The 21,051-nt window shown below is 69.6% G+C and carries 21 protein-coding genes; 8 read left to right on the forward strand and 13 right to left on the reverse strand.

All coding sequences use genetic code 11. The features are described 5' to 3' along the window. The first annotated feature begins 15 nt into the window (after positions 1–15). On the forward strand, positions 16–441 hold the full coding sequence (locus ACAG25_RS19780; protein WP_370490176.1) for a F420-dependent biliverdin reductase: 426 nt from the start codon (positions 16–18) through the stop codon (positions 439–441). 3 nt (positions 442–444) lie between these two features. On the opposite strand, the gene ACAG25_RS19785 is transcribed toward ACAG25_RS19780, so the two are convergent. Continuing rightward, positions 445–1,575 carry a M24 family metallopeptidase gene (locus tag ACAG25_RS19785; RefSeq protein ID WP_370490177.1) on the reverse strand — a complete coding sequence of 377 codons (1,131 nt, stop codon included), beginning with the start codon at positions 1,573–1,575 and terminating at the stop codon, positions 445–447. A gap of 37 nt (positions 1,576–1,612) precedes the next feature. Between ACAG25_RS19785 and ACAG25_RS19790 the strand changes: the two genes are divergently transcribed. After that, positions 1,613–2,569 carry a 5'-3' exonuclease H3TH domain-containing protein gene (locus ACAG25_RS19790; protein WP_370490178.1) on the forward strand — a complete coding sequence of 319 codons (957 nt, stop codon included), beginning with the start codon at positions 1,613–1,615 and terminating at the stop codon, positions 2,567–2,569. Position 2,570: 1 nt separating this feature from the next. On the opposite strand, the gene ACAG25_RS19795 is transcribed toward ACAG25_RS19790, so the two are convergent. The 7 genes from ACAG25_RS19795 to pafA form a co-directional block, all read right to left on the reverse strand. After that, a complete protein-coding gene (locus ACAG25_RS19795) occupies positions 2,571–3,353 on the reverse strand; it encodes a DUF4333 domain-containing protein (protein WP_370490179.1) in 783 nt (260 codons plus the stop codon). Between the two features lie 38 nt (positions 3,354–3,391). Further along, positions 3,392–6,151: a DEAD/DEAH box helicase gene (locus tag ACAG25_RS19800; RefSeq protein ID WP_370490180.1), complete on the reverse strand. Its 2,760-nt coding sequence runs from the start codon at positions 6,149–6,151 to the stop codon at positions 3,392–3,394. Further along, positions 6,135–7,085, reverse strand: coding sequence for a twin-arginine translocase subunit TatC (gene tatC / locus ACAG25_RS19805; RefSeq protein ID WP_370490181.1), 951 nt, complete (start codon positions 7,083–7,085; stop codon positions 6,135–6,137). Before tatC ends, ACAG25_RS19800 begins: the two co-directional genes overlap by 17 nt. Before the next feature lie 73 nt (positions 7,086–7,158). Then, positions 7,159–7,407 carry a Sec-independent protein translocase subunit TatA gene (tatA, locus tag ACAG25_RS19810; RefSeq protein ID WP_370490182.1) on the reverse strand — a complete coding sequence of 83 codons (249 nt, stop codon included), beginning with the start codon at positions 7,405–7,407 and terminating at the stop codon, positions 7,159–7,161. Positions 7,408–7,438: 31 nt separating this feature from the next. Further along, complete coding sequence (locus ACAG25_RS19815) at positions 7,439–8,428, reverse strand: helix-turn-helix transcriptional regulator (RefSeq protein WP_370490183.1); 990 nt, start codon at positions 8,426–8,428, stop codon at positions 7,439–7,441. Then, positions 8,425–9,420, reverse strand: coding sequence for a helix-turn-helix transcriptional regulator (locus ACAG25_RS19820; protein ID WP_370490184.1), 996 nt, complete (start codon positions 9,418–9,420; stop codon positions 8,425–8,427). Before ACAG25_RS19820 ends, ACAG25_RS19815 begins: the two co-directional genes overlap by 4 nt. Positions 9,421–9,480: 60 nt before the next feature. Next, a complete protein-coding gene (gene pafA / locus ACAG25_RS19825; protein ID WP_370490185.1) occupies positions 9,481–10,839 on the reverse strand; it encodes a Pup--protein ligase in 1,359 nt (452 codons plus the stop codon). Positions 10,840–10,945: 106 nt separating this feature from the next. On the opposite strand from pafA, the gene ACAG25_RS19830 reads away from it, so the two are divergent. Both ACAG25_RS19830 and ACAG25_RS19835 read left to right on the forward strand, forming a co-directional pair. Beyond that, positions 10,946–11,224 (forward strand): hypothetical protein, encoded by a 279-nt coding sequence (locus tag ACAG25_RS19830; RefSeq protein ID WP_370490186.1) that lies wholly within the window; start codon positions 10,946–10,948, stop codon positions 11,222–11,224. Beyond that, positions 11,221–12,828, forward strand: coding sequence for an alpha/beta hydrolase (locus ACAG25_RS19835; protein ID WP_370490187.1), 1,608 nt, complete (start codon positions 11,221–11,223; stop codon positions 12,826–12,828). Before ACAG25_RS19830 ends, ACAG25_RS19835 begins: the two co-directional genes overlap by 4 nt. Here the strand turns inward: ACAG25_RS19835 and prcA are convergent. The 4 genes from prcA to dop all read right to left on the reverse strand — a co-directional run bounded on the left by prcA (position 12,825) and on the right by dop (position 16,194). Continuing rightward, positions 12,825–13,535 carry a proteasome subunit alpha gene (gene prcA / locus ACAG25_RS19840; protein ID WP_370490188.1) on the reverse strand — a complete coding sequence of 237 codons (711 nt, stop codon included), beginning with the start codon at positions 13,533–13,535 and terminating at the stop codon, positions 12,825–12,827. The genes ACAG25_RS19835 and prcA overlap by 4 nt on opposite strands. Then, positions 13,532–14,404: a proteasome subunit beta gene (gene prcB, locus ACAG25_RS19845; protein ID WP_370490189.1), complete on the reverse strand. Its 873-nt coding sequence runs from the start codon at positions 14,402–14,404 to the stop codon at positions 13,532–13,534. Before prcB ends, prcA begins: the two co-directional genes overlap by 4 nt. Then, positions 14,401–14,595, reverse strand: a complete 195-nt coding sequence (locus ACAG25_RS19850; protein WP_370490190.1) for a ubiquitin-like protein Pup — start codon at positions 14,593–14,595, stop codon at positions 14,401–14,403. Before ACAG25_RS19850 ends, prcB begins: the two co-directional genes overlap by 4 nt. Before the next feature lie 102 nt (positions 14,596–14,697). After that, on the reverse strand, positions 14,698–16,194 hold the full coding sequence (dop, locus tag ACAG25_RS19855) for a depupylase/deamidase Dop (RefSeq protein WP_370490191.1): 1,497 nt from the start codon (positions 16,192–16,194) through the stop codon (positions 14,698–14,700). Positions 16,195–16,268: 74 nt separating this feature from the next. On the opposite strand from dop, the gene ACAG25_RS19860 reads away from it, so the two are divergent. Beyond that, complete coding sequence (locus ACAG25_RS19860; protein ID WP_370490231.1) at positions 16,269–17,417, forward strand: hypothetical protein; 1,149 nt, start codon at positions 16,269–16,271, stop codon at positions 17,415–17,417. Then, entirely contained in the window at positions 17,414–18,019 is a 606-nt protein-coding gene (locus tag ACAG25_RS19865) for a hypothetical protein (protein WP_370490192.1), read from the forward strand. Before ACAG25_RS19860 ends, ACAG25_RS19865 begins: the two co-directional genes overlap by 4 nt. Positions 18,020–18,021: 2 nt before the next feature. Here ACAG25_RS19865 and arc read toward each other — a convergent pair whose 3' ends face one another. Next, complete coding sequence (arc, locus tag ACAG25_RS19870) at positions 18,022–19,857, reverse strand: proteasome ATPase (protein ID WP_370490193.1); 1,836 nt, start codon at positions 19,855–19,857, stop codon at positions 18,022–18,024. Positions 19,858–20,004: 147 nt separating this feature from the next. Between arc and ACAG25_RS19875 the strand changes: the two genes are divergently transcribed. After that, complete coding sequence (locus tag ACAG25_RS19875; protein WP_370490194.1) at positions 20,005–20,499, forward strand: hypothetical protein; 495 nt, start codon at positions 20,005–20,007, stop codon at positions 20,497–20,499. Between the two features lie 17 nt (positions 20,500–20,516). Then, on the forward strand, positions 20,517–21,050 hold the full coding sequence (locus ACAG25_RS19880) for a hypothetical protein (RefSeq protein ID WP_370490195.1): 534 nt from the start codon (positions 20,517–20,519) through the stop codon (positions 21,048–21,050). Position 21,051 lies beyond the last annotated feature (1 nt).

Here is a 21,051-nt window from a genome sequence, read left to right on the forward strand (position 1 = left end):
ACTAGCGTGGGACCGATGGCCACACCCGGTCGCAAGCCGACCACCAAGCTGACCGCCGACGCGTTGACCTTCCTCACCGAGCGGCATCTCGCGATGCTGACCACGCTGCGCGGCGACGGATCCCCGCACGTCGTGGCCGTCGGATTCACGTTCGACCCGGCCACCCACATCGCGCGAGTCATCACCAGCGGCGGATCGCAGAAGGCGGTCAACGCCGAGCATCGCGGCGTGGCCGTGCTCAGCCAGGTCGACGGCGCGCGGTGGTTGTCGCTGGAGGGCAAGTCGGTGGTGCGCACCGACGCGGAGTCGGTGCGCGACGCCGAGCTGCGCTACGCCCAGCGCTACCGCACGCCCCGACCGAACCCCAAGCGCGTCGTCATCGAGGTCAAGATCGAGCGGGTGCTCGGCTCGTCTAGCCTGCTCGACCGCAGCGACAGCTGACCATCAGGACACGGGCACCACGGTCAGGTCGTGACTGCGCGCATTGACCGCTTCGGCGCCGTCGGCGGTGACGATCACGATGTCCTCGATGCGGGCGCCCCACCGGCCCGGGAAGTAGATGCCCGGCTCCACCGAGAACGCCATCCCCTCCTGCAGCGGTAGCGCGTTGCCGGCCACGATGTAGGGCTCCTCGTGCACCGACAGGCCGATGCCGTGACCGGTGCGGTGCACGAACGCCTCGGCCAGACCGGCTTCGGCCAGCACGTCTCGGGCGGCCGCGTCGACCTGTTCGGCCGTCACGCCGGGGCGCACGGCGGCCACCGCGGTGCGCTGTGCCTCTTGCAGCACCGCATAGTCACCGCGGACGTCGTCGCCGGGCTCGCCGATGCTGTACGTGCGGGTGCAGTCGGAGTTGTAGCCGACGCCGTACGGTCCGCCGATGTCGACCACCACGACGTCGCCCTCGCGTAGTTGTCGATCGGAGCACTCGTGGTGTGGGTCGGCCCCGTGTGGCCCGGACCCGACGATGATGAACGCGACCTCCGAATGTCCTTCGGCGAGAATGGCTTCGGCGATGTCGGAGGCCACGTCGGCCTCGGTGCGGCCGGGCACCAGGAACTCGGGTACCCGGGCGTGCACCCGGTCGATGGCGGCACCTGCCGCGCGCAGGGCGTCGATCTCGGCGTTGTCTTTGATCATCCGTAGCCGCCGCAGCACCGGGGTCGCCAGGACCGGCACCGTCGCGAGCTTGTCGGCCAGCGGCAGCAGGTGCAGGGCGGTCATCGACTCGGTGACCGCCACCGCCGGGTTCGTCGCGCCGGCGAACGCGTCGGCGACCAGCGCGTAGGGGTCGTCACCGTCCACCCAGTCGCGCACCGCGATCCCGAGCTCGGTGACCGCGGACTCCTTGAGCGCGGCGAGCTCGAGCCGGGGCACCACGATCGTCGGGTCACCGGAGGCGGGCAGCACGAGCGCGGTGAGGCGTTCGAAGGTCTGCGCGCGCGACCCGGTCAGGTACCGCAGGTCGTACCCCGGGGTGATGACCAGACCGGTCAGTCCTGCCTCGGCCGCCGCGCGCGCGGCCGCGGCCATCCGGTGGGCGTAGACGTCTGTGGGGAAGCGACCGTCGGACATGCGATCCAGGCTAGTGGGCGCCTGGCAGGATGGCGGCGTGACAGCTCCCCTGGTGCTCCTCGACGGCGCAAGCATGTGGTTTCGCTCCTACTTCGGGGTCCCGTCGTCGATCACCGCACCCGACGGTCGTCCGGTCAACGCGCTGCGCGGCTTCCTCGACGCGATGGCCACGGTGATCACCCGCGAACAGCCCCGACGGTTGGTCGTCTGCCGCGACGACGACTGGCGTCCGCAGTGGCGGGTGGACCTGGTGCCGTCCTACAAGTCCCACCGCGTCGTCGAGGAGAGCCCCGGCGACGCACCCGACGTCGAGGAGGTCCCCGACGACCTGACCCCGCAGGTCGACATGATCTTCGAGATTCTCGACGCGTTCGGTATCGCGACCGCCGGTGCCGCCCACCACGAGGCCGACGACGTGCTGGGCACGCTCGCCGAACGCGAGGAGAGCGACCCGGTCGTGGTGGTCAGCGGCGACCGCGACCTGCTGCAGCTCGTCCGCGACGAACCGGTGCCCGTGCGCGTGCTATATCTCGGTCGCGGACTGGCCAAGGCGGTCAAGTACGGGCCTACCGAGGTCGCCGAGTCCTACGGCGTGCCGATCCACCGGGCCGGCCCGGCCTACGCCGAACTCGCGCTGCTGCGCGGCGACCCCAGCGACGGGCTGCCCGGAGTGGCGGGCATCGGCGAGAAGACCGCGGCCTCGCTGCTGGCCGCCCACGGTTCCCTGGAGGAGATCCTGGCCGCGGCCGAGGACCCGAAGTCGAAGCTGTCGAAGTCGCACCGCACCAAACTGCGCGGCGCCGCCGACTACATCGCCGCGGCCATCCCGGTGGTGCGGGTGGCCACCGACTGCGCGGTCGACTTCTCCACCGAAGACGACACGCTGCCGTTGGCTGCGCGCCATCCCCGCAAAGTCGCCGAACTCGCCGAACGCTACGGCGTGTCGTCGTCGATCGGGCGGTTGCAGAGCGCCCTGGACAAACTCCCCGGGTGAGTTACCGGGGCCGGCCGACCTCGTAGGTGCCGTTGTCGTCCTGGAACGTCACGGTGACCTGACGCTTGGTGCCGTCGATGCTGACCTCGCAGTCGAAGGTGTCACCCTTGCGCACCGTGGGGCTGACCCCGCCGTTGCACGACACGTTGCTGACGTTCTTGGCGCCGTAACCGTTGGTCTCGTCGGTCAGGATCTGCTGCACACCCTGCTGGGCGGCACCGATGTCGAGCTTGGTGGTGACGAAGAAGCCGGGCTTCCAGAAGCCGAGCACCAGGACCGCGATGACGACGACGCCCACCAGCACGCCTGCGACCGTGCCGAGCACCGCCATGGAACGTTTCTGACCGTCCTCGCCGCCGGGCGCCGGATAGCCCGGGTACTGCCCGAACTGCCCCGGCTGCTGCCCGAACTGGCCGGGCTGTTGGCCGTAACCGGGGGCGGGCTGACCGTACGGCTGCCCGTAGGCGCCGGGCTGGCCGTACTGTCCCGGCGGCGGATAGCCGGCCGGGTTGTACTCCTGCGGCGGCTGCTGACCGTACTGCTCGGTGGGCGGATACTGCTGTGGGTAGGCCGGCGGCTGCTGATACTGCGGATACTGCTGCGGCGTGTAGGCCGGCGGCTGCCACTGGGTTTGTTCGGCACCGGTTGGCTGCGCCTGCTCCGACCCGGACGGCGGCTGCCACCCCTGGTTGGCGGCGGCATCTCCCGACGGCTGGTCTGCGCCCGACTCAGGTTGTTGACCCGGCCACGGCTGCGTCGGGTCAGGTCCCTGGGGTCCGCTCATTTCTCTCCTTGGTCGTGCCGTGGGTGCTGCGCCACACCCTACCCGGCATCAACAGCTACGACGCCGCGCCGGACGTCGTTTATCGCGCGTTTCGCGGTTGCCCGCAACGCCGGCGACGGCGCCGCCGCGCGCACCTGATCAGCGAGATCGAGCACCTGCCGGCACCACCGCACGAAGTCACCCGCCGACATGAACGTGCCGGTGCCACCGATGTCGGAGGCGGTCAGCGCGGTGGCGAGGTCACCGGTGCGGGCCCACCGGTAGATCGCGGCGACGAAACCGTCGTCGGGTTCGCGGCTGTGCGTGATGCGGTGGCGCTGCTCGTCGGTGCGCACCTCGGCCCACAACCGGCGGGTCTGGGCGAGCGCCCTGCGCAACCGGCCCGTCGGCACGTCCCCGGCGTCGGTCGGCTGGCCCTCGCGGCGGGACTCGTAGACCATCGCCGACAGCGCCGCGGCCAGTTCGGCCGGGTCCAGCTCGTCCCACACCCCGGTGCGCAGGCACTCCGACACCAGCAGATCGCTCTCGCTGTAGATGCGCGACAACAACCGGCCGGCCTCGGTCACCACGGGGGCGTCGCCGTCGGTGTCGATGAACCCGCGCTCGGTGAGCAACGCCACGATGCGGTCGAAGGTCAGCGCCAACGAGTTGGTGGCGGTCTCGATCTTCTTGCGCAGCGCGGCATTGTCGCGCTCGATGCGCAGATACCGCTCGACGGCGCGGGCCCGCTCCTCGCGGTCGGGCAGTCCGTGCGCCGGATGGGCACGCATCCGGGAGCGCAGCGCCGCCAACTCGGGATCGACATCGGGTTCCGGTGGCGGACCGCTGCGGCGGGCCCGTGCCGAGGGCACGTCGAGCCCGGCGGCCGCGGAGCGCAACGCCGACGCGAGGTCGCGGCGAATGCGGGGGTTGCGGTGCTCCACCCGTTTGGGCAGCGTCATCCGGCCCAGCGGGGCGCCGGCACCGGTGTAGTCGGCCGACGAGATCCGGCCGGCCCAGCGGTGTTCGGACAGCACCAGGGGGCGGGGATCGTCGTCGTCGCGGGCAGGTTCGAGGACGACCGCCAGACCGCCGCGCTTGCCCTGGTTGATGTTGATGATGTCGCCGCGGCGCAGCGCGGTCAGCGCGTCATTGAGGGCCTGGCGGCGCTGCATCCGGGACGCGCGTGACTGGGACTTCTCCCGTGCGGTGATCTGGGTGCGCAGCCGCACATAGTCCAGGATCGGCGCGTCGGGTCCACCGAACTCCGCGGCCAGGTCGGCCATCATCCGCTCGCCACGCTCCACGCCGCGCACCAACCCGACCACCGACCGGTCGGCCTGATACTGCGCGAACGACCGCTCCAGCAGGCGGTGCGCCTGCTTCGGCCCCATCTGGTGCACCAGGTTGATCGTCATGTTGTAGGTCGGCGCGAACGAGCTGCGCAGCGGGAACGTCCGCGTCGAGGCCAGCCCCGCGACCTCGGCCGGGTCGACGTCCGGGTTCCACAGCACGACGGCGTGGCCTTCCACGTCGATGCCGCGGCGACCCGCGCGACCGGTCAGCTGGGTGTACTCCCCCGGCGTCAACGGCATGTGCTGTTCGCCGTTGAACTTCACCAGCCGCTCGAGCACCACGGTGCGCGCCGGCATGTTGATGCCCAAGGCCAATGTCTCCGTGGCGAATACGGCCTTGACCAGACCTGCGGTGAACAGTTCCTCGACGGTGTGGCGGAAGGTGGGCAGCATGCCGGCGTGGTGGGCGGCCAGCCCGCGCAGCAGCCCTTCGCGCCACTGATGGAAGTCCAGCACCACCAGGTCGGTGTCGGCCAGATCCGCGGTGCGGCGGTCGACGATCTCGGCGATCCGGCGCCGTTCGGAGTCGGTGGTCAACCGCAGCGACGACCGCAGACACTGCTTGACCGCGGCGTCGCACCCCGCGCGGGAGAAGATGAACGTGATGGCCGGCAGCAGGTTGCGCTGCTCGAGGACGGTGATGACGTCGGGTCGGCTCGGTGTGCGGTAGAGGGTGGGCCGACCGGGCCTGCCGCGACCGCGGGGCTGCCAGTCGGCCATCCGGTCGGCCTCGCGTCGATGTGCGATGTGCCGCAACAACTCCGGATCGACGACCGGGTCGCGCGTCGACGCGGCCGCTGCAGCGTTGCGGTAGTCGAACAGGTCGAGCAACCGCCGCCCGACCAGTACGTGCTGCCACAGCGGGACCGGACGGTGCTCGTCGACGACGACGGTGGTGTCGCCGCGCACCGTCTGGATCCAGCCACCGAACTCCTCGGCGTTGCTGACCGTCGCCGACAGCGACACCAGCCGCACCTCTTCGGGCAGGTGCAGGATGACCTCTTCCCACACCGCGCCGCGCATGCGATCGGCCAGGAAGTGCACCTCGTCCATCACGACATACGAGAGACCGTGCAGCGCACGCGAATCGGCGTAGAGCATGTTGCGCAGCACTTCGGTGGTCATGACCACGACGTCGGCGTCGCCGTTGATGGCCTGGTCACCGGTCAGCAGCCCGATGCGTTCGGATCCGTACCGGCGGACCAGGTCGGCGTGTTTCTGGTTGCTCAGCGCCTTGATCGGAGTGGTGTAGAAGCACTTGCCGCCGGCTTCCAGCGCGAGGTGCACGGCGAACTCGCCCACCACCGTCTTGCCCGCGCCGGTCGGCGCGCACACCAGCACGCCGTGACCGTGGGCCAGGGCCTCGCATGCGCGTCGCTGGAAGTCGTCGAGCGTGAACGACAGGTGGGTGGTGAACTGCTCGATCTGCGGGTGCACCGGGGCGGACTCAGGTCGCGTCGTCATCGACGGCCAGGCGTGACGGCGTGGGCACCGTCGAGGGCGCCTCGATCGGTTCGGCCGCCCCGATGGGTGCGGCCTCGTCGTCGGCGAGCGAGTCCTGCGCTGCGCGACGGGCCCGGCTGCGGTCGGACAGGCGGGCGATCTGGATCGCGAACTCCATCAGCGCGGTGATCGCCAGCGCCAGCGCCAGCATCGAGAACGGATCCGAGCCCGGCGTGGCGAACGCGGCGAAGACGAACACGCCCATGATCAGTCCGCGGCGCCACGCCTTCAACCGCTCGTACGGCAGCACCCCGACCAAGTTGAGCATGATGATCAACAGCGGGAACTCGAAGCTGATCCCGAACACCAGCAGCAGGTTGATCAGGAAGCCGAAGTACTGCTCGCCGGACAGCGCGGTCACCTGGACGTCGCTGCCGATGGTCAGCAGGAAGCCCAACGCCTTGGCCAGCACCACGTACGCCAGCACCGCGCCGGCCACGAAGAGCATGGCACCGACGGTGACGAACGCGACCGCGAATCGTCGCTCCTTGGCGTACAGACCCGGGGTGATGAACGCCCACAATTGGTACAGCCACACCGGGCAGGCCAGCACGATGCCCGCGGTCAGCCCCACCTTCAGGCGCAGCATGAATTGGTCGAACGGAGCGGTGGCGAGCAGGCGGCATTCCCCGTCAGGGGTGATGGAGGCGCGCGCGGAGTCCGGCAGCGCGCAGTACGGGCCGCGCAGCCAGTCGCCGAGGCTGGGCAGCCCGAAGACGCCGTTGCCGTACCACAGGAACCCGATGACGGTGGTGGCCAGGACGGCCAGCACCGCGATCAGGAGTCGGGTCCGCAGTTCGGTGAGGTGCTCGACCAACGACATGGTGCCGTCGGGGTTGACCCGGGAACGTCGGCGACGCGGATCGAGCTTTCTGAAGAATCCTGGGATCTGCACGGCAGTCTGGCTAGCAGTTACTCAGGCGCGTGCGGCGCGCCGCGGTGGGACCGCGGCGAGCGAGACGGGCCGTTCAGGCCGAGCGCTGGTCCGGAGACGCCTCGGACGGCGACGGCGCAGCAGTGCCGTCGCTGACCCGCTCGGACGTGATCTGCGTGGGCGTATCCGGCTTGGATTCCGCCTGCATCTCCTTGATCTCGGACTTGAAGATGCGCATCGACTTGCCGAGTGAACGCGCCGCGTCAGGGAGCTTCTTGGCACCGAAGAGCAGCACGAACACGGCGATGACGATGGCCCAGTGCCACGGTGAGAGACCACCCAATTTCGTTACCTCCAGACGTCTGGGGGCGAGTCTACTCGTTTGTGGCCGTCGCGCTGACTTCGTAAGCGGCCAGGGCGGCGGCCGCCGCCGATCGCACCCGCTCGGCCAGCGCGTCCGGTGCCAGGACCCTGACGGCCGAACCGAACCCGAGCACGAACTTCGCCATCCAGTCGTCGGAGGCGTAGGTCATGGCCGCGTCGCAGGATCCATCGGGATGCTCGCGCACCACCCGCAGCGGGTAGTAGTCGAACATCCAGGCGGCCTCCCGGCTCACCCGCAGCGTGGCGCTGGGCAGCGACGGGTCGGCGGTGTCGGGATCGAACAGGGAGGTGTCGGGCTCGGCCTGCACGGCCGGCGGTGGCGGTGCCGCCGCCTCGTCGAGCACGCGGGCGTCGACGATGCGGTCGAACCGGAACAGGCGCACGCCCTCGGCCGAACGGCACCATGCCTCCAGGTAGCTGTGGTCGGCGACCAGCAGCACCCGGATGGGGTCGACGACACGGCTGGACAGCACGTCGTGGGAGGCCGAGTAGTACTCGATGGCCAGCGCCCTGGATTCGCGGACCGCGGTGCGCACCGCTGCTGCGGCGTCGCTCTCCATCGGGGCCGGCTCGTCGACGGCGCCGCCCTCGATCTGGTGGCCGGCGTGACCGGCCGCGGATTCGATCTTGGCGATGGCACTGCGCGCGGCCTCCGGGTCGACCATGCCGGGAACGTCGAGCAGCGCCCGCAGCGCGACCAGGACGCCGGTGGCCTCGGGCGAGGTCAGCCGCAGCGGATGGTCGATGCCGGCGGTGAAGGTGACCTCGATGGTGTCGTCGGAGAACTCGAAGTCGATCAGGTCGCCGGGACCGTAGCCGGGCAGACCGCACATCCACAGCTGGTTGAGGTCGTCGCGCAGCTGTTTGACGGTCACGCCGAGGTCCGCGGCGGCCTCGTCATAGGTGATGCGCGGGTTGGCCTGGAAATACGGAACCATGTTCAGCAGCCGCACCAGCCGGGTGCTCACGGAGGTACTCATGCGCTCACCCCCGCCTGCGCCCGCAGTCGGGCGATCACGTCGGCGCGCAACGCCGCCGGTTCCAGCGCGATCGCGTCGGCGCCGTAGCCGGCGACCTCGCGGGCGAGCCGGTCGAACATGCCGACCTCGATCGTGAGTTCGTCGCCGGGGCGCCCACCCAGGGTCCGGGGGGTCGACGCGGTCGCGCGGCGACGCAGCGCCAGCGCCCGGTCGGCCGCGACCCACACCTTCGCCTCCCCGGCGTCGGGCCACTCCCCGACCACCCGGGCCACCGTCTCACGCAGATCCAGCCCGTCGGGCTTGGTGACCGCTCCCGGCTCGCCGATCATCGTGACCTCGGCGCCGATCCGGGACAGCCGAAAGGTGCGGACGTCGTTGCGGTCGCGGTCGTGGCCGACCAGATACCAGCGGCCGCGGTCGGTGACGACGCCCCACGGTTCGACGGTGCGGGTGACGTAGGGCTCGCTGCGTGACGAGCGGTGCGGGAACTGCACCACGTGCCCGGAGGCAATGGCGGACAACAGGGTTCCGAGCACCTCCTCGGATCCGCGCAGACCCGGCAGCGCGCCCGTCGAGGTGATCATCACGCCCAGGTCGTCGGCGGCGTCGATGTCGATCCCCGCCGCGCGCAGCTTCAGCAGCGCGCCCTGGGTCGCGGTGATCAGTTCCGGGGACTCCCACAGCTTCGTCGCCACCGCGACCGCTGCTGCTTCGTCGGGCGTCAACCGCACCGGCGGCAGCGCGTACGCCTCGCGGTTGATCCGGTACCCCTCGGTCGGGTCGCTCATCGACACCCGCCCGGTCTCCAACGGGATCCCGAGATCACGCAACTCGTTCTTGTCGCGCTCGAACATCCGGGAGAACGCGTCGTCGCTGGCGGTCTCGCTGTACCCGTAGACCGTCTCGCGGATCCGGTCGGCGGTGATGAAGGTGCGTGTGGACAACAGCGCGATGACCAGATTCATCAATCGTTCGACTTTGGAGACCGCCACGGCTACGAGCTTAAGGCGCATCGCGGTCCGGACACCGCGCCCGTTGACGGCGCGTCCGGCTCACATACTGGCGATGAGCCGCTTGACCCGCTCGTCGACCGACCGGAACGGATCCTTGCACAGCACGGTGCGCTGAGCTTGGTCGTTGAGCTTGAGGTGCACCCAGTCGACGGTGAAGTCCCGGCCGGCTTCCTGCGCAGCGCTGATGAACTCGCCCCGCAGCTTGGCCCGGGTGGTCTGCGGCGGAGTGGTGACCGCGGCCTCGATCTCCTCGTCGGTGGTGATGCGCGTGGCAAGACCCTTGCGCTGCAACAGATCGAATACCCCGCGCCCACGCTTGATGTCGTGGTAGGCCAGGTCGAGCTGGCTGATCTTCGGGTCCGACAACTCCATGTCGTAGCGGTCCTGGTAGCGCTGGAACAGCTTGCGCTTGATCACCCAGTCGATCTCGGTGTCCACCTTGGCGAAGTCCTGGCTCTCCACCGCGTCGAGCTGCCGGCCCCACAGGTCGACCACCTGGGACACGTGCGGGTCGGGTTCGCGGGTCTGCAGATACTCCACCGCGCGCGAGTAGTACTCGCGTTGGATGTCCAGCGCGCTGGCCTGCCGGCCTCCGGCCAGGCGGACCGGACGGCGCCCGGTGAGGTCGTGGCTGACCTCACGGATCGCGCGGATCGGGTTGTCCAGCGAGAAGTCTCGGAACGCCACCCCGGCCTCGATCATCTCCAGCACCAGCGACGCCGACCCGACCTTGAGCATCGTGGTGGTCTCGCTCATGTTCGAGTCGCCGACGATCACGTGCAGCCGCCGGTACTTCTCGGCGTCGGCGTGCGGCTCGTCGCGGGTGTTGATGATGGGGCGGGACCGCGTGGTCGCCGAGGACACGCCTTCCCAGATGTGTTCGGCGCGCTGGCTCAGGCAGAACGTGGCCGCCTTCGGCGTCTGCAGCACCTTGCCCGCGCCGCAGATCAGCTGGCGGGTGACCAGGAACGGCAGCAGCACATCGGAGATGCGGGAGAACTCGCCGGCGCGCACGATCAGGTAGTTCTCGTGGCAGCCGTAGGAGTTGCCGGCCGAGTCGGTGTTGTTCTTGAACAGGTAGATGTCGCCGCCGATGCCCTCGTCGGCCAACCGCTGCTCGGCGTCGATGAGCAGGTCCTCGAGCACCCGCTCCCCGGCACGGTCGTGGGTGACCAGCTGGGCGAGGTTGTCGCACTCGGCGGTCGCGTACTCGGGGTGGCTGCCGACGTCGAGGTACAGGCGCGCACCGTTGCGGAGGAAGACGTTCGAGCTGCGGCCCCACGACACCACCCGCCGGAACAGATAGCGGGCGACCTCGTCGGGACTCAGCCGGCGATGGCCGTGGAACGTGCAGGTGACACCGAATTCCGTCTCGATGCCCATGATTCGTCGCTGCACCTCATCGAGACTACTGGGTGCTGGGCGGGTGCGGTGGCCGACACCGCCAGATCCACCCCTGTGGATAACCGGGCCGGACGTCGCCGCGGGGCTGCCAGCATGAGTCATGGCGGAAATCACCCACGTCGACGTCGACCATGTGCACCGCCTGGCGGAGCGGGTCGACGAGGCCGCCGAGCGGCTGCGCGGCGTCGCGATACCGCGGCTGGCGCATACGGCGCTGCCGGGTTCGGCGGTCCACGCCGTCTGCTCACCGCAGGCCGTGGCGGGTCGGGTCGACGAGGTGGCCACCGGCCTGCGGGAGTGGTCCGCCGCCGCGCGCGACACCGCGGTGGCGTTCGCCGGAACCGACCGCGCCAACGCCGCCCGACTCGGTGTGCCGTGACCGGTCCCGGGGTCGCGCAGGTCCGGTCCTGGGATCCGGCCGCGCTCTCGCAGGTGGCCGCCGAATGGGAGGACGCCGCACGACGCCTGGTCGCCGAGGTCGACGCGGCGCTCGCCGACATCGAAGGGGGCGGTCACCGATGGACCGGAGCGGCCGCCGAGGCAGCCGTCGCTCGTGCGCGCCGGCTCGCCGGCCGGGCCGAGGCCGCGGCGCGCATCCTGGTCACCGCTGCGGTGGCCGCCGCAGACGGTGCCGAACAGATCGCCGCGGCCCGCCGGCACGTGCTGGCGCTCGTCGACGTGGCGCACCGCGACGGGCTGAGCGTCGCCGACGACGGCACGGTGGCGCCGGGTCCCGGCGCCGGACCGTTGCTGCGGATGCTCGCCGGCGGCGATCCCGACGCGGCCGCCGACCTCCTCGCCGCGCGGGCGGCGCGACTGAGCATCGAGATCGCCGACGCGCTGCGCCGCGTCGGGATGGCCGACGCCGACGCCGCCGCCGACATCGCCGCCGCGTTCGCACGGGCGTCGACAGCGGTGTCCGCAGCCGCGGCCACCGTCCCGGCCGGGGCGTGGCCGGTGCAGGCCGCCGACATCGTCGACGCATGGCCGGCCATGAGCCAGGACCGGATCGCCGCACAGATCGCGGCCATGACCCCACAGCAGCGCGAGCAGTTGGTCGCCGATTTCCCGCACCAGGTGGGTAATACCGACGGGGTGCCGTGGCCGATGCGGATACAGGCCAACCGCACCAACATCGCCGCGGCGATCCTGGCCGAGGACGGCCGCGACCAAGGCTCGCGCCGCCGGGTCGCGTTGTACCGCGAGTTGCTCGGCGAGGTCGACGACCCGGCGGGCCGCGGCCCACGGGCCGCACGCCAGATCGTCGCGTTCGACCCGGGGCGGGCGTCGTTGGTCGAACTGCACGGCGCTGTCGACTCGGCCCGCGGCGTCGCCGTCCTCGTCCCCGGGGTGAACACCACGATGGAGGGATCGGCGGCCAACGCCGCCACCGCCCGCCGCTTCGTGGCGGGCAGTCGCGGCACCGTCGCGATGCTCACCTATCTCGGTGGCCCGTTCCCTCAGGTCGACGATCCCGTCGACGTCGTGCGCGAGGCCGCCGACCCGGGCTACGCGCTTCAGATGGCACCCCGTCTGGTCGCGTTCACCGAGGACGTCGAACGTGTTGTGCCCGACGGCGTCACCGTGACCGTCATCGGCCACTCGTACGGAGGCTCGATCGTGGGCACCGCCGAGACGATGGGGATGACATCGGACCGGACGCTGTTCCTGGCCGCCGCGGGAGCCGGCGTCGGCGTCGACGATCCGTCGGACTGGCGCAACCGCAACCCGCACGTGCAACGGTTCTCCATGACCGCGCCGGGCGACTTCATCGAGTTGGCGCAGGGTGTGCCCGGCGGGCCGCACGGCCGCGATCCCGACGAGATGCCTGGTGTCACACCGCTTCTGACCGGACGCTACGACGACGGCGGCTGGGTGGCCGGCTGGGACGCCCACAGCGGCATGCTCAACCGGCCCTCCGATGCGTGGCGCACCATCCTGGCGGTCATCTCCGGCGATCCCGCCGGCCGGGGTCCAGCCTAGGAATCCTGTTCCGGCAGCAGGGCTTCCAGCGCTGCGCCGGTGATCCGGCGGAACGCGCGGCGCGGCCGGTTGGCGTCCAGAATCGCGACCTCGAGGGTGGCCGGTCCCAGCGTGCGCGGCTCGGAGCCGTTACCGCCGGCCGACAGCGCGGACACCGCGATCGGCACCGCATCCTCCAGGGAGGCATTCTCGGCGTAGGACTCGTTGAGCGCCGTGATGATCGGCTCGGTGGTGCCGCCCATCACCACGAAATGCGGCTCGTCGGCGATGGATCCGTCGTAGGTGATCCGATACAGCTCAGGCGGTTTCGACTCGCCGTAGTGCGCTACCTCGGCGACGCAGAGTTCGACCTCGTAGGGCTTGGCCTGCTCGGTGAAGATGGTGCCGAGCGTCTGGGCATAGACGTTGGCGAGCTGGCGTCCCGTCACGTCCCGACGCGAGTACGCATAACCCTGGGTGTCGGCGAACCGGATGCCGCCGCTGCGCAGGTTGTTGAACTCGTTGAACCGGCCCACGGCCGCGAATCCCACGCGGTCGTAGAGTTCGCTGACCTTCTGCAGGGAGCGGGACGGGTTCTCGGCGACGAAGAGCACGCCGTCGCGGTAGGCCAGCACGACCACGCTGCGCCCCCGGGCAATGCCCTTGCGCGCCAGCTCCGAACGCTCACGCATCGCCTGTTCGGGCGAGATGAAGTACGGAAAGCTCATGAGGCGTCACCTCGGGGCTCGGCGTCCGGGCCGAATGTGTCGGCCCGCGAACGACTCTCGATGATCTGGCGGCACACCGTGGCGATCCGGTCCTCCGCGATCTCCTCGGCGCCGTCGGCGGTGATCACCACCGCGGTGGGGTAGATACCGCGCACCAGGTCCGGTCCACCGGTGGCCGAGTCGTCGTCGGCGGCGTCGTAGAGCGCTTCGATGGCCACCCGCAGCGCGGAGTCCGCGTCGGTCACCTGCGAATAGAGCTTCTTCATCGACGATTTGGCGAAGATCGACCCGGACCCGACGGACTGGTAGCCCTCCTCCTCGAGGTTGTGCCCGCCGGCGGCGTCGAACGACACGATCCGGCCGGCCCCCTCGGGATTGGGGTCGTCGAGGTCGTAGCCGGCCAGCAACGGCAACGCCACGAAACCCTGCAGCGCCGCACCGAGATTCCCGCGGACCATGGTGGCCAGGCGGTTGACCTTGCCCGGGAAGGTCAGCGCCACGCCCTCGATCTTCTCGTAGTGCTCGAGCTCGACCGCGTAGAGCCGCGCGAACTCCACGGCGATGGCCGCCGTGCCCGCGATACCGGTGACGGTGTACTCGTCGGTGATGTAGACCTTCTGCACGTCCCGGCTGGCGATCATGTGCCCTTGGGTGGCGCGCCGATCCCCGGCCATCACGACGCCGCCGGGGAACTTCAACGCCACGATCGTGGTGCCGTGCGGCACCGATTCGCTGGGCACCGGCCCCGCGGACGGGAGCAGATGCGGCGCCTGATGTCGCAGGAAGTCGCTGAACGACGAGTTCACGCCGGTGGTCGAGAGAGGGAGAGAGGAAGGAAAGGCCGAGCGGTCGTCATGCGGCCAGGTCACTGTCCACCCTTCTGGACGTAGGCACGGACGAAGTCCTCGGCGTTCTCCTCCAGGACGTCGTCGATCTCGTCGAGCAGATCGTCGGTGTCCTCGGCCAGCTTCTCGCGACGCTCCTGCCCGGCGGCCGTGCCGCCGGAGAGGTCGTCGTCTTCGCCGCCTCCGCCGCCGCGCTTGGTCTGCTCCTGAGCCATCGCTGCCTCCTGCGTCAGTCTTCACCGCGGTGGGTGTGCCCGCACGCCCACCAGTTCCTCCACACTACCGGTCGGCAACGAGATTGCCGGGGATAGTCCGTCCTAGGTCGTCAGTTGCTCGACGAGTTCGACGGCGCTGTCGACGGAGTCGAGCAACGCGCCGACGTGGGACTTGCTGCCGCGCAGCGGTTCGAGCGTGGGAATCCGCACCAGCGAGTCACCGCCGAGGTCGAAGATCACCGAATCCCAGCTGGCCGCCGCGATGTCCGCACCGAACCGGCGCAGGCACTCCCCGCGGAAGTAGGCGCGGGTGTCGGTCGGTGGGTTGTCCACTGCGTCGAGCACCTGCTGCTCGGTGACCAGCCGCTTCATCGATCCGCGGGCCACCAGCCGGTTGTACAGTCCCTTGTCCAACCGCACGTCCGAGTACTGCAGGTCCACCAGATGCAGCCGAGGGGCGTTCCAGCCGAGGTTCTCCCGCTGCCGGAAGCCCTCCAGCAGCCGCAGCTTGGCCGGCCAGTCCAACAGGTCGGCGCACTCCATCGGATCGCGCTCGAGCAGATCGAGCACGTGGGCCCACGTCTCGACCACATGGTTGGCGCGCGGGTCCGGATCGCGGGTGTCGAGCAACTTGGCCACCCGGTCGAGGTAGATCCGCTGTAACGCCAGGCCGGTGAGCTCGCGGCCGTCGGCGAGCGCCACCGTCGCGCGCAGCGACGGGTCCCGGGAGAGCACGTGCACCGCGTGCACGGGCCGGGCCAGCGTCAGGTCGGACAGGTCGACGCCCTCTTCGATGAGGTCGAGGACCAGCGACGTGGTGCCCAGCTTCAGATACGTCGACGTCTCGGCGAGGTTCGCGTCGCCGATGATCACGTGCAGGCGGCGGTACTTGTCGGCATCGGCGTGCGGCTCGTCGCGGGTGTTGATGATCCCGCGCTTGAGCGTGGTCTCCAGGCCGACCTCGACCTCGATGTAGTCGGCGCGCTGCGAGAGCTGGAAACCCGGCTCGTCGCCCGACGGGCCGATCCCGACGCGGCCGGAGCCGGTCACCACCTGACGCGACACGAAAAACGGTGTGAGCCCGGCGATCACCGCCGAGAACGGGGTGTGCCGGCTCATCAGGTAGTTCTCGTGCGAGCCGTAGGACGCGCCCTTGCCGTCGACGTTGTTCTTGTAGAGCTGGAGCTTGACCGCACCGGGCACGCTGGCCACGTGGCGGGCGGCGGCCTCCATCACCCGTTCGCCGGCCTTGTCCCAGATGACCGCGTCCATCGGGTCGGTGCACTCGGGTGCCGAGTACTCGGGGTGGGCGTGGTCGACGTAGAGCCGGGCGCCGTTGGTCAGGATCATGTTGGCCGCACCGACCTCGTCGGCGTCGACGATCGGGGGCGGCCCGGAGGAGCGGCTCAGGTCGAAACCGCGGGCGTCGCGCAGCGGCGACTCCACTTCGTAGTCCCACCGGGTGCGCTTCGCGCGCTGGATTCCGGCGGCCGCGGCATAGGCCAGCACCGCCTGGGTGGACGTCAAGATCGGATTCGCGGTCGGATCAGACGGCGAGGAGATGCCGTACTCGACCTCCGTTCCGATGATCCTCTGCATACCGACCACCCTAGACATCGGAGTGAATCCGCTGCACAGCAGCCTGCGACTGTCACAATGTGGCGGTGTCGGACATGCGGCAGGTCCATCAGTGGTTCCTGCACCGGGGACTGCCGCTGGTGCTGACCCGGCGGGTGCGGGCCCGCAAGCTCGTCCAGCGTTCCGCGCCGATGATCAGTGTCGTGGGCGCGCTGACTGCCACGACCTTGGTGCTGGCCGACCTCTCGGGTCCGACACCTGATCTCGGGTATGCCGCACGGCTGGCGGTGATCGCCGCGGTGCTGGTTGCCGCTCCGTTCGCGCTGGAGGTGCTGCACCGGTCCGGCACCCGGGGCGGCGAGACGCTGCGCCGGTGGGCCGCGGTGTTGGTCATGACGATCTTCGTGGTGATCATGCCGCTGACGGTCAACGGCTGGACCCGCGCCTCGGCCGCCGAGATACCCGTCTTCCTGGTGATCTCGCTGGCCGCGATCTGGCTGACCTACCTGGGTTTCGGCGCGATCGCGTTGTGGGCGTTCCGCTTCGCCTGGGTCCAGCTGGGCGCGCTGGGCACGTTGATGAGCCGCGCGCTGCCGCTGTTGATGCTGACCGTGGTGGTCTACTTCTCCGGGGAGCTGTGGCAGCTGTCGGCGGGGATGAGCCGCCAGCGGTTGTGGCAGACCATCGGGTTCCTCGCCGTGGTGGCGTTGGTGTTCATGGTCGCCACGATCCGTGACGAGGTCCGCGCGTTGCGCGAAGACCGCTCCGCGCAGAACGATCCCGACGAACTGCTCCTCGGCTCCCCGTTGGAATCGCGAGGCGTCGTGGCGCAGGACGCTCCGCCGTTGGCCACCGGTGAACAACTCAACGTCATCGCCGTCATGGTGGTCGCCCAAGCCATCCAGGTGGTGCTGTTCACCGCGGGCCTGTTCGCGTTCTTCCTAGCGCTGGGCATCGTCGCCGTGCCCTACGACGTCACCGTGCTGTGGTCCGGGGAGCAGAGCTGCCCGGTGGGTCAACCACCCTGCGCCGGAACGTGGTTCGGGATCCACATCCCGATCCCCCAGACCGTCGTGCACGTCTCCCTGTTCGTCGCGGTGCTCTCCGGGCTGTACTTCACCGTCAGCACCAGCGTCGACCCGCTCTACCGGCAACGGTTCTTCGAGCCGCTCATCGCAGACGTCGCGGTCAGCCTGGCCGGCCGCGACGCCTACCTCGAACTGGAGAAGGAACGGACCCGATGAACAGGGATGTCTTCGGTCTGCGCTACGGCGAGGTGCTGTTGGTGCGCGCCGGCGAGTCCGGCCCGGAGGCGGTGGTGTACAACACCTTTCCGCTCAACGACTGCCCGGCCGACCTGTGGGACCGTCTGGACGCCGACGCGATCGCCCGCGAGCACGGTGTGACGGCCGCACTGCTCAACGGGCCGCGCTACTGGCTGATGAGCAGCATCGAGAAACGGACCGACGCGGCACCGGAACGGGCATCGTTCGGTGGCATCGACATGTTGCGGCAGGCCACCGTCGCGCTGTCGTCGATGAACCCGGGCCCGTATCTGCCCAACCGGGTCAGCCGGCAGGCCGTGTTCGTGTTCGACGCCGGCCGCGAGATCTACGAACTGGTCGACCCCGACGGCCGGCACTGGGTCATGCAGACCTACAGCCAGACCGTGGACCCGACGCTGTCTCTGGCCGACCTGCCGGGACTCGCGCGACGGCTGGCCCTGCCCGACGGCTGGCGGTACGCGGCGCGGATGCCGCGCACCGCCGTGCGGGTGGACACCAGCAGCCGCGAGGCCCAGGTGCTCCAGGACGACCTGGCCAACAGCTATTCGCTGCTGGAATAGCCCTACAGGTACTGGCCCAGGTTCGACTCGGTGTCGATGGCCCGGCTGGCCGACGAGCTCTTCCCGGTGACCAGCGTGCGGATGTAGACGATCCGCTCACCCTTCTTGCCGGAGATGCGCGCCCAGTCGTCCGGGTTGGTGGTGTTGGGCAGATCCTCGTTCTCGGCGAACTCGTCGACGATCGAGTCGAGCAGGTGCTGGATGCGCAGACCCGGCTGCCCCGTCTCCAGCACCGACTTGATCGCGTACTTCTTGGCCCGGTCGACGACGTTCTGGATCATCGCGCCGGAGTTGAAGTCCTTGAAGTACATGACCTCTTTGTCGCCGTTGGCGTAGGTGACCTCGAGGAAACGGTTGTCGTCGATCTCGGCGTACATCCGCTCGACGACCTTCTCGATCATGCCCTTGATGCAGGCCGTGCGGTCTCCGCCGAACTCGGCGAGGTCGTCGGCGTGCACCGGCAGCTCTTCGGTGAGGTACTTGCTGAAGATGTCCTGCGCCGCCTCGGCGTCCGGCCGCTCGATCTTGATTTTCACGTCCAGGCGGCCGGGCCGCAGGATCGCCGGGTCGATCATGTCCTCGCGGTTGGAGGCGCCGATGACGATGACGTTCTCCAGACCCTCGACACCGTCGATCTCCGAGAGCAGCTGCGGCACCACCGTGGTCTCCACGTCGGAGCTGACACCGGTACCGCGGGTCCGGAAGATCGAGTCCATCTCGTCGAAGAACACGATCACCGGAGTGCCTTCGGAGGCCTTCTCGCGGGCGCGCTGGAAGATCAGGCGGATGTGCCGCTCGGTCTCACCGACGAACTTGTTCAGCAGCTCGGGGCCCTTGATGTTGAGGAAGTAGGACTTGGCCTCGCGGGCGTCGTCGCCGCGGACCTCGGCCATCTTCTTGGCCAGGGAGTTGGCCACCGCCTTGGCGATCAGCGTCTTACCGCAGCCGGGCGGACCGTAGAGCAGCACACCCTTGGGCGGGCGCAGCGAATACTCGCGGTAGAGCTCCTTGTGCAGGAACGGCAACTCGACGGCGTCGCGGATCTGCTCGATCTGGCGGGTCAGGCCGCCGATGTCGCTGTAGGCGACGTCGGGCACCTCCTCGAGGACAAGGTCCTCGACCTCGGCCTTGGGAATCCGCTCGAAGGCATAGCCCGCCTTGGTGTCCACCAGCAGCGAGTCGCCGGGCCGCAACTTGCGGGGACGGTCGTCGTCGGGATCGTCGACCGCGTCGTCGGGCAGGTAGTCGGCGGCCACCAGCGGCTCGGCCAACCAGACGATGCGTTCCTCGTCGGCGTGCCCGACGACCAGGGCGCGGTGTCCGTCGGAGAGGATCTCGCGCAGCGTGCTGATCTCGCCGACCGCTTCGAACGTGCCGGCCTCGACCACCGTGAGCGCCTCGTTGAGGCGGACGGTCTGGCCCTGCTTGAGCGACTTGGTGTCGATGTTCGGCGAGCAGGTCAGCCGCATCTTGCGGCCGGAGGTGAACACGTCGACGGTGTCGTCGTCCTGCACCGCCAGCAGCACCCCGTAACCGCTGGGGGGCTGACCGAGGCGGTCCACTTCCTCGCGCAGCGCGAGCAACTGCTGACGCGCCTCTTTGAGCGTGTCCATCAGTTTCGCGTTGCGGGCCGCCAGCGAGTCGATGCGCGCCTCGAGTTGGTGGACGTCGCGGGCACTGCGACTGCCCGAAGCGCCGACGGCGTTCTCCAACTGCTCGCGCAGGACGGCTGCTTCGCGCCGCAGTTGCTCCAGCTCGGCAGCATCTTCGCTGGACAGGTACTTGTCGGGAGATGCTCCAAAGACGCCAGAGGCCTCAGAACGCTCGGACTCACTCATGTTGCGCTCCTTTCCCGCACCGGAAGTTGGTGCAGTAACAACTTCAAAGCTACCGGCGATTCAGTCATTGTGTGCGGTCTAGGAATTCGACACACCCGCACCGCTGTTAGCCTCTGAAGATCAGTTCGGCCGAACGGAAGGACAGCCGTGACCCTGAAACCCCTCGTTACCAGCCTGACCGCTGGGGTGGCCACCGCATTCGTGATGGGTGCCGCCGTGGGTGTGACCTCGATTGCAATCGGCGCGGGTACCGCTGCGGCGAGCCCGGTTGCAGTTGCGCCGCTGCCGACCGCACCGGCCCCTGAACTGCAGGGACCGCTGCTGTCGACGCTGTCGGCGCTGCAGGGACCGGGTACGTTCACCGGCAACAAGGCCAGCTTCGTGCAGGGCGGTCTGGGTGTCGTCGAGGCCCGCCTGGCCGATCGCGGCTACCGCAACGCCGCCGCCAAGGGCTACTTCCCGCTGACGTTCTCGATCAGCGACATCGACCAGAACGGTCCCGTGGCCACCGCACTCGTCACCGCAACGTCACCGGGTGGTGAGGTCGCCAGCCAGCCGTTGACGTTCATCGCCGGGCCCAGCCCCACCGGGTGGCAGCTGTCGAAGCAGTCCGCGATGGCGTTGATGACCTCCGCGGGCTGACCGCCTTTCCCTGACCGATGACGCGGACGCGTCGTACCGCGGTTCTGGGCGCCGTCACCGTCGTGGTGGCGCTCGGGATCGGCGGTTGCGCGTCCGATGACCGGACGCCCCCGGTGACCTCCCCGGTGGAGACGTCTCCCGCGCCGTCGGTGGGTCTGCCGCCGGTCCCCGAGGGACCCCCGCTGCCGCCTCCGGAGGCGCTGACCGATGTGCTGGTCCGGCTGTCCGACCCGGCGGTGCCGGGCACCGACAAGGTGGCGCTGATCTCCGAGACCGGTCCGGCGGATGCCGCGGCGCTGGATCGCTTCGCGACCGCGCTGCGCGACAACCGGGCGCTGCCGCTGCGGTTCGAGGCCCGTGACCTGGCCTGGTCGGGTGCGCAGCCCGGCCAGGTGGTCGCGACCGTGCAGGTGATCACGGCCAACCCGGGGTACGGGCAGTTCACCTATCCCCTGGAGTTCACGGCCGACGGACCGTCCTGGCAGTTGACCCGACAGTCGGCCGATCTGCTCCTGCAGCTCCAGCCCGATCCCGCCGACCCGCCGCGCTGAC

Origin of the sequence: Mycobacterium sp. pV006, from assembly GCF_041287115.1 — a bacterium.
Taxonomy (GTDB): domain Bacteria; phylum Actinomycetota; class Actinomycetes; order Mycobacteriales; family Mycobacteriaceae; genus Mycobacterium.